Annotated in this window: 10 protein-coding genes; 2 read left to right on the top strand and 8 right to left on the bottom strand. The window is 62.4% G+C overall.

The features are described 5' to 3' along the window. The 3 genes from MOV61_RS26300 to MOV61_RS26290 all read right to left on the bottom strand — a co-directional run. A partial coding sequence (locus tag MOV61_RS26300) for a helix-turn-helix domain-containing protein (protein WP_247138696.1) occupies positions 1-266 on the bottom strand: 266 nt, incomplete at its 3' end. Further along, the gene (locus MOV61_RS26295; RefSeq protein ID WP_247138695.1) at positions 263-628 is read right to left on the bottom strand and encodes a nuclear transport factor 2 family protein; all 366 of its coding nucleotides are present in this window, start codon (positions 626-628) and stop codon (positions 263-265) included. The genes MOV61_RS26295 and MOV61_RS26300, both read right to left, overlap by 4 nt. Positions 629-718: 90 nt before the next feature. After that, the gene (locus tag MOV61_RS26290; RefSeq protein ID WP_247138694.1) at positions 719-1330 is read right to left on the bottom strand and encodes a LysE family translocator; all 612 of its coding nucleotides are present in this window, start codon (positions 1328-1330) and stop codon (positions 719-721) included. Positions 1331-1465: 135 nt separating this feature from the next. Between MOV61_RS26290 and MOV61_RS26285 the strand changes: the two genes are divergently transcribed. Next, entirely contained in the window at positions 1466-2611 is a 1146-nt protein-coding gene (locus tag MOV61_RS26285; protein WP_247138693.1) for a DSD1 family PLP-dependent enzyme, read from the top strand. Here MOV61_RS26285 and MOV61_RS26280 read toward each other — a convergent pair. The 5 genes from MOV61_RS26280 to MOV61_RS26260 form a co-directional block, all read right to left on the bottom strand. Further along, complete coding sequence (locus MOV61_RS26280) at positions 2608-3390, bottom strand: ABC transporter permease (protein ID WP_038545831.1); 783 nt, start codon at positions 3388-3390, stop codon at positions 2608-2610. The genes MOV61_RS26285 and MOV61_RS26280 overlap by 4 nt on opposite strands. Before the next feature lie 4 nt (positions 3391-3394). Continuing rightward, positions 3395-4252, bottom strand: a complete 858-nt coding sequence (locus MOV61_RS26275) for an ABC transporter permease (protein ID WP_247138692.1) — start codon at positions 4250-4252, stop codon at positions 3395-3397. Beyond that, complete coding sequence (locus tag MOV61_RS26270; protein ID WP_247138691.1) at positions 4249-5292, bottom strand: ABC transporter ATP-binding protein; 1044 nt, start codon at positions 5290-5292, stop codon at positions 4249-4251. Before MOV61_RS26270 ends, MOV61_RS26275 begins: the two co-directional genes overlap by 4 nt. A gap of 89 nt (positions 5293-5381) precedes the next feature. Continuing rightward, positions 5382-6419 (bottom strand): ABC transporter substrate-binding protein, encoded by a 1038-nt coding sequence (locus MOV61_RS26265; RefSeq protein WP_247138690.1) that lies wholly within the window; start codon positions 6417-6419, stop codon positions 5382-5384. Between the two features lie 81 nt (positions 6420-6500). Next, a complete protein-coding gene (locus MOV61_RS26260; protein ID WP_247138689.1) occupies positions 6501-7475 on the bottom strand; it encodes an isopenicillin N synthase family oxygenase in 975 nt (324 codons plus the stop codon). 115 nt (positions 7476-7590) lie between these two features. Between MOV61_RS26260 and MOV61_RS26255 the strand changes: the two genes are divergently transcribed. Next, positions 7591-8433 (top strand): PfkB family carbohydrate kinase (locus tag MOV61_RS26255; RefSeq protein ID WP_247138688.1); only part of this gene is annotated, 843 nt, incomplete at its 3' end.

Raw genomic sequence — 8433 nt, 5'->3', positions numbered from 1 at the left:
GGATCGTCCAGCTTGCGCTCGGCAAAGACCGGCGCAAAACCGGCGGCGAGCAGCATCGGATTGCGCTCGCGGAGCGGCACCTCAAGCCGCTCCGCGAGATGCAGCAGCATGTCGCGGCTGGGGGCCGCCCGCCCGCTTTCGAGGAAGCTCAGATGACGCTGCGAGATTTCAGCCTCCAGCGCCAGATCAAGCTGGCTCATGCGCCGGCGGCGGCGCCATTCGCGCAGGAAATCACCGAGGGGGCGGGCGGGTGCGAGAGTCGTCATGCGGCAGCCGGAACCTGATCGAGGAAACCGCGGACCGACTTCAGCCGGCCGTTTTCCAGGACGGCGAAATCCGTGCCCTTGATCAGCGCCTCGCCGTCCACGGGGCCAAGCTCCCAGGAAAAGCGCAGATTGTCGTCGTAGCCGTCGGGCGTACCGAGCAGCGTGAAGCGGAAACCCGGAAACCGCGCCTGGACGCCTTCAACCAGGCGATCGACGCCCTCATGGCCCTCGCCACGCATCAGCGGATCGACATAAAGCCCGTCTTCCGCCCAGGTCTCGGCGATCATCGCCTTGCGGCGAACGGCATCCGTCTCGTTCCAGATGGCGAGATAACGTTCGGCATTGGTGTTCGCATCGGTCATGTCATTTCTCCTTGAGATCGCCCTGCTGGTTGCAGGCAGAGCGAACATGCCGGAGCGGCTGCATCGTCTCAATTACGCGGCAGGTAATAACTATCGCGCCGAAAGCGCAAGTCTCGCGCCGAGCACCACGAAGGCGCCAGCGAAGATACGGCGCATCCAGGCAAGAATATTCGGCCGCGAGATGACGTGGTTCCGAACCGAGGCGGCAAACAGGCCGTAGACGACGAAGACGCCGAAGGTCATCAGCATGAAGACGAGGCTGAGTTCGGTCATCCGCAGAACCGGCGCGGCTTCGTCATGGGCGACGAACTGCGGCAGGAAAGCGAAGAAGAAGATCGACAGTTTCGGGTTGAGCAGATTGGCAAGGATAGCCGAGACGATGACTTGGCCAACGGATTTCGGCGTCTTGTCCGCCTCCACCGTCAGCGCCCCCTTTTCCTTCAGAACCTGCCAGGCCATGAACAGCAGGTACGCGACGCCGAGATATTTGATGACCTCGAAGGCCAATGCGCTGGCATGCAGCAGCGCTGCAAGGCCCGAGACCGCCGCAATCATGTGCGGCAGGATGCCGAGCGTACAGCCGAGCGCGGCAACGAGGCTTGCTCGCGCGCCTCGCGACAGGCCGGCGGCGAGCGTGATCAGCACGCCGGTACCGGGGGAAGCGACGACGATGAAGGAGGTGATCAGGAATTCCGGGCTCATGGGGCGATCCTTTCAAGATGTTTTCCCACAGCTATCGGAGAGAGCCGCATCGATCTTGAACGAAATTGCAGGCGGACGATTGCCTGGATGCGGCGGCGAACCTATCGTCGCGCATCTGATTGCGGACCCGACCTCATGACCTACGACGACATCGACATCGGCTACGACGTGCCGGCCGCCATCGGCGATAAGATCGCCGACATCCAGACCCCGGCGCTGATTATCGATCTCGATGCCTTCGAACGGAATGTCGCGCGAATGAAGGATCACGCCGAGGCGATGGGGGTGCGGCTTCGCCCGCATGCCAAGACCCACAAGTCGGCGGATGTTGCGCTCTACCAGATCGCGAACGGCGGCGCCGTCGGCATCTGCTGCCAGAAAGTGTCCGAGGCGGAGGCGCTGGTGCGCGGCGGCGTCACCGACGTGCTCGTCGCCAACGAGGTCGCCGATCGCAAGAAGATCGACCGGCTGGCGCGGCTTGCAAAGAGCGCCCATGTCTCCGTCTGCGTCGATGACCCCACCGTCGTTGCGACACTTTCGGAAGCGGCGGTCCTACATGGCGTCACGCTCGACGTGCTGGTGGAGATCGATTGCGGCGCCCGCCGCTGCGGCGTCTTGCCCGGCGCACCGGCCGTCGAACTTGCAAAAGCAGTCGCGGCAGCGCCGAACCTCGCCTTCACCGGCATCCAGGCCTATCACGGCAGCGCCCAGCACATCTACGATCCGATGGAGCGCCGCGCCGCTATAGACAAGGCGATCGGCATGGCGCGGGAGACGACCGAGCTGCTGCGCGACGCAGGGCTGGGGCCGGAAATCATTACCGGGGCGGGCACCGGCACCCACGATCTCGAAGGTGCCTCCGGCGTTTACAATGAACTCCAGCCCGGTTCCTACATCTTCATGGATGCGGATTACGCCCGTGTCCGCTCGACCGAAGGCAACGGCACGGTCGGCGGCTTTGAACATGCGCTGTTTGTACTGACCTCGATCATGAGCAAGCCGGCCTCCGGCCGCGCCATCTGCGATGCGGGTCTCAAGGCGCACTCGATCGACAGCGGCCTGCCGACGGTATTCGAACGCCCGGATCTCAAGTTCGTCAGCGCGTCGGACGAGCACGGCAAGATCGAAGACCCGCAGGATACGCTGAAGCTCAACGACCGACTGCGCCTCGTGCCGGGCCATTGCGACCCGACCTGCAACCTCTACGACTGGTATGTCTGCGTCCGCAACGGTCGCGTCGAGGCGCTGTGGCCTGTTACCGCCCGAGGCAAGCTCTACTAGAACCGGTGAATGCGCAGGCCCAGCACCTTTTCCGAGATGACCACCACCGCCATCGTCAGCACGATCGAGCAGGTCGAGACGGCCGCCGCTTCCGGCGTGAAGTTGGTGCGCAGGTAATCGAACAGCTGGATCGGCAGCGTCGACATGCCAACCCCTTTCAGCATGAAGGAAATGGTAAAGACGTCGAACGAAATGATGAAGGCGAACAGGCAACCGCCGATGACGCCCGGCTTGATCAGCGGCAACATGATCCGCCGGAAGCGGGTGAACCGCCCTGCCCCGAGGCTCTGCGCCGCAAGGCTCCAGGCCGGATCGTAGCTTTCCATCGAGGCCGAGACGTTGATGAACACGAAGGGCAGCGTGATCAGCACGTGGCCGACGATCATGCCGACTAGGTTCTGCGTGCCGAGGCCGACCGAATAGACGAAGAACAGCAGCGAGATCGCTGTCAGCACTTCCGGCAGCAGCAGCGGCGCCAGCATGGCGACCCGCACCGTTTCCTTCAGCTTGCCGGCATGGGTCACGTAGAACATCGCCGCCATCGTGCCGATGATGCCGGAGATCACCATGGTCAGCGTCGCGATCCATAGCGAGGTGCGGATCGCCCGCATGAACACCTCGTTGTTGAAGAAAACCAGATACCAGCGGAAGGAAAGCCCCTGCGGCGGGAAGGTGAGGAAAGCCCCGGCATTGAAGGAAGCGATCACCACGACTGCAATCGGCGCCAGCAGGAAAGCGTAGATAATCAGGCAATAGACGGTGAAGAAGGGTTTCGACATGTCTCTATGCCTTCCATTTCATGACGGTCAGCCGCCCGAAAATGACGACGAAGATCGCACCGGTGACCGACAGCATCAGCGCCAGCGCCGAACCGAACGGCCACTGGAACGTATCGATCAGCGCATCCACCACCGTCACCGCCATGGTTTTCACGCGCAGGCCGCCGATCAGCGACGGCGTCACATAGGCGCTGAGCGACAGGACGAAGACGAGGATGCAGCCGGCCTGGATACCGGGCAGCGACAGCGGCAGGGTGATGCGCCGGAAGGAGGTGACCTTCGACGCGCCCAGCGACCGGGCCGCCGCTTCGAGCGACGGATCGATGCCCTGGATGGCGCTCATGATCGGCAGGATCATGAAGGGCAGAAAGACATGCACCAGCGCGATGATGATGCCGAGCGCGTTGTACATCAGCGGCAGCGGCCCATCGATAAGCCCCCAGCCGGTCAGCGTGCGGTTGATGATGCCGTTATTGCCGAGCAGGATCGTCCAGCCATAACTGCGGATGACGATCCCGACGAGCAGCGGCGAGAGCACCAGCGCATAACCCAGCGCGCGGAAGGTCGAAGCCCCGCGCGCAAGCTGCCAGGCGACGGGATAGCCGAGAACCAGGCAGATGAAGGTCGTCAGGAAGCCGATCCACAGCGTGTTGATCACCTGTTGGATGTAGAAGAAGTCCGAGAAGAACTTGCCGTAATTGCCAAGCGTGAAGCCCGGCCCATAGGGCGTGCCCTGCCCCGGCATACGGAAGCTCATGACGACGATATTGAGATAGGGCAGCACGAGGAACACGCCGAGCAGGGTCGCGGCAGGCGCGATCAGCAGCAGCGGTCCGAACCTTTTCCTGGGCGGGACAATCATGCCACGGTCCCTAGCGGCCAGAAGCGATCGGACGGCGCATGCACCAGCACTTGTTCGCCATCGGCAAACCGGGTGCGTGGAAACGTCTGGACGTTGACGACAGCGCCGGTCGCAAGCTCCAGCCGGTAGTCGACGAGACTGCCGGAATAATAGCTGGAGAGAACCTTTGCCGGCGCGCCGGTCACACCCGAATTAATCGGCAGCAGCTCGACCGCTTCCGGACGCAGAGCCAGCATCAGCTCGGCACCATCGGCGAAATCTCCGCTGACCGGCACGTCGCCGAAGGCAGTCGATACGACGCGGTTGCCGACCTTGCCGCGAATGATATTCACCTGCCCGACGAACTCGGCGACTTCCAGATTGGCGGGCCGCTCGTAGATATCCGATGGCGTGCCGATCTGGGCGATGCGGCCGCCGAACATCACGACGACCCGGTCGGACATGGTCATCGCCTCGGCCTGGTCGTGGGTGACGTAGACCGTGGTAATACCGACGCGGCGCTGCAGATCGCGGATGAAGACACGCATCTCCTCGCGCAGCTTGGCGTCGAGATTGGCGAGCGGTTCGTCGAGCAGCAGGATCTTCGGCTCGATGACCAAAGCGCGCGCAAGCGCCACGCGCTGCTGCTGGCCGCCGGAAAGCTGGCGCGGATAACGCTCCGAATAACCGGTAAGCTGCACCATATCCAGCACCTTGGCGATGCGGGTACGGATCTCGCCCTTTGGAAGCTTCCGCATCTCAAGCCCGAAGGCGAGGTTCTTTTCGACCGTCATATGCGGAAACAGCGCATAGTTCTGGAAGACCATGCCGATATCGCGCTTTTCGACCGGCACATGCACCACGTCGCGGCCGTCGAAGCGGATCGCCCCTTCGGTCGCATCCTCGAAACCGGCGATCATCTTCAGCGTCGTCGTCTTGCCGCAACCGGAAGGTCCGAGCAGCGAGATGAACTCGCCCTCGGCTATCCTGATCGAAATGCTGTTGACCGCAGGACCCTGCCCGTAGTCCTTGGTCAGCTTTTCGATGCTAACCTCTGTCATGAAATTCTACTTTCCAATTGAAGTGCCTGACCCCGAGAAAGCCGATCATGGCCTGCCCTCATGGCAGGCCATGATCGCAGTTGGGGAAATCACTTGATGGTCTTCGCCCACCGTTCGGCGAGCTCGCCCTGCTTTTCGTTGACGAAGTTCCAGTCCCAGGTGAGGATCTTGTCCATGTCCGCGCCGGAAACCGGCACGTCGACCTTGAGATCGGCCGGCACAACCACCTTGGAATTGGTCGGCGAGATGAAGAACTCCTTCATCATCATCCCCTGCACTTCCGGCGACAGCAGGAAATTGGCGTACTGGTAGGCCAGTTCCTTTTCCGGAGCATTGGCAAGGATGTTGATGGTCTGGTCGAACATGAACATCCCTTCCTCCGGGATGATGCAGTCGACCGGCAGGCCCTGGCGGCGCAGGCGAGCGATCTCGCCGAAGTCGAAGGGTGCGACGACAATTTCGCCGGAGGCAAGGCCCGTCGACATGTTGAAGTCCACCTGGATCACCGAGCCGAGCTTCTGGAGAGCCGCGAAACCGGCATCGACGTCATACTGGTCCTTGCCGAAGATCTTCGAAAACAGCAGCAATTCCATCTTGCCGGCGCTGTTGGCGAAGTTGTAGAGGCCGATTTTGCCCTTGAACTCCGGATTGTTCCAGAGATCCTTCCAGGACTTCGGCTTGGTCCTCACGAGGTCCGTGCGGTAGCCGATGCCGATCGGCGAAACGGCGCCGATAGCGCCCCAGCCGTCGGTCTTCTTGGCGAGCGGATAAAGGTCGGCGTAGTTCGGCAGCTTGGTGAGGTCGAGCTTCTCGAAGAAGCCTTCCTTGCGCAGGCCCGAGGCGAAGACCTCGTTGGTCATCACCATCGAATAGGGAGGCTTGGCGGCCCCCGCCGCCCGCAGGTTGGCGCCCCAGACGCGGCCGTTGCCGACGTCGAGCGTCACGGCGACGCCGGTCTGCTTCGTGAAGGCGGGACCGACGGTCGAGCGCCAGTATTGTTCCCACACCCCGCCGAGCGTCGGCACGACCAGCGTCTTCCCTTGAGCCCGCGCCGGAGCGCCAAAAAGTCCGGCCGCGGCGAGTGCACCCATTCCGGCAAGCGTTTGCCGCTTTGTCAAATCCATCATGTTCAGTTCCCCTTGTTGCGGTCTTTCGAGACCTTGCTGTGCCGGCGGTTCTCCGCTTCTGCGCACAAATTTGGTCGATGATCAGCCTTTCGAAAAAGCCTGTTTCGTCTTCAGGTCGATATAGTCGCCATAGGTGATCGGCTCATATTTGGCACTACCTTTTACGAACGGGGCCAGGCACTCGATCACCGTATCCTTGGACGGGTTGAGGAAGAACGGGATCGACTGACGTCGGGCCGTGCCCTTGAAATCGGTCGGTGGATTGGCTACGCGGTGCGGCGTCGAGACCCATTCGTCATTCGTCCAGCGCATGAAGGCATCGGCGATGTTGATCACATAGGCGCCCTCGATCGACGGGGCGTCCAGCCAGTCGCCGTTGCGGTTGCGCACTTGCAGCCCGCCGGCAGAGGCCTCCGAGCGCAGGATCGTCATGAAGCCGTAGTCGGTATGCACGCCGGCACGCATCTGGCCCGGCAGCGGAGATTCTTCCTGTTCCGGATAGTTGATGACGCGCAGCGCCGAGAGATGGTTTTCGAAAGAGGGCTCAAAATAATCCTGATCGAGCCCGATCGCCTGGCAGAAGATGCGGCGCATGTGCCTGGCGAGGGTTTCCATTTCCTTGAAATAATCGCGAAACGCCTGCTCCAGGCCATCCGGCCTGTCCGGCCAGGCGTCGCCGGGAAGGTTCTCGCCGAAGTTCAGGCTTTCCTTGTAGTCGCCCGGCGTCTTGATGCCGAGCGTGGCGGCAAGCGCCTCTTCGGCGATCGGCGAAAAGGCGACGCCGCCCATAACGCCGGCGCCGCGGCCCTGGGTCTTCTTCCAGTCCTGCGGGTAATCAAAGAAGGCGCGGGCGAGATTGTAGAGCCTCGACGTCACCTCGGGCGAAACACCATGGCCGGTCACGAGAAAGAAGCCCGTGTCGCGGCAGGCCCTCTCGATGGCTTTGACGACGGCGGCGGCACCTGCTTCGTTTCGGATGAAGGAGCCGACATCGATCACCGGAATGCCGGGGACGGCATCGCTGGATGACGCGGGATTGGCGCTCGAAACGGACATGCCTTCCTCCAATTCACATCTGACAAACAGATGTTGACAAAAACATCTGTTGTTGTCCATATCAAAATGAACGAAGTTGCAATGCGGTTCTCGACCCAAGGACGATCGACGAAACATGGATGACCTTGCGCCACAGGAAGCGGCCGTCCTGGCAATCATCAAGGACAACCCGTTCGCGGGCCAGCAGGAGATCGCCACCATGCTTGGGCTGGCGCGATCGACGGTCGCTGCCCACATCGTCCAGTTGATGCAGAAGGGTTACATCCTCGGCCGCGGGTATGTGATGCCCGCCGAAACCCGCGCAGTCTGCATCGGCGGCGCCGTGCTCGACCGCAAATACCGCGCCAAGCAGGAGTTCGTCTTCGAGACTTCGAACCCGGTCGACGGCGTCCGCAGCCTCGGCGGCGTTGCCCGCAACGTCGCTGAAAACCTCGCCCTTCTCGGCACCACGACCAGTTTCGTGTCGATCGTCGGCGACGACGAAGGCGGCCGAGCCGTGGTGAAGCACATGCGCGATCGCGGCATTGATGTCAGCCAGATCATCACCACCACCGAGCGCCCGACGGCGGAATATGCCGCCATCCTCGACACCAAGGGCGACCTCGTCCTCGGCATTGCCGACATGAGCATTTTCGACCTGCTGCTGCCCAGCCATATCGAGCGCATCTGGCCACATCTCGCCGCCGCAAGCTGGGTGTTTTCCGACTGCAACCTGCCGGCTGAGACGCTTTCGGCTCTGATCGCCAAGCGTCAGGGCGCCCGTTTCCGGCTGGCGATCGACGCGGTCTCGACACCCAAGGCAGCCCGTCTGCCGAAAGATCTCACCGGCGTCGACCTGCTGTTCATGAACATCGATGAGGCGAACGCGGTCCTCGGGCGCAATGCGCACGAGACGATCGACGACGCCAAGGAGGCGGCGCTCGCCCTGCAGGCCGCTGGCGCCCGCGAGGCGGTCGTC

This window comes from Neorhizobium sp. BETTINA12A (genome assembly GCF_023006485.1).
GTDB lineage: Bacteria > Pseudomonadota > Alphaproteobacteria > Rhizobiales > Rhizobiaceae > Neorhizobium.
Note: the sequence above shows the minus strand (reverse complement) of the source record. Positions and strands in the feature narration are given on the sequence as shown.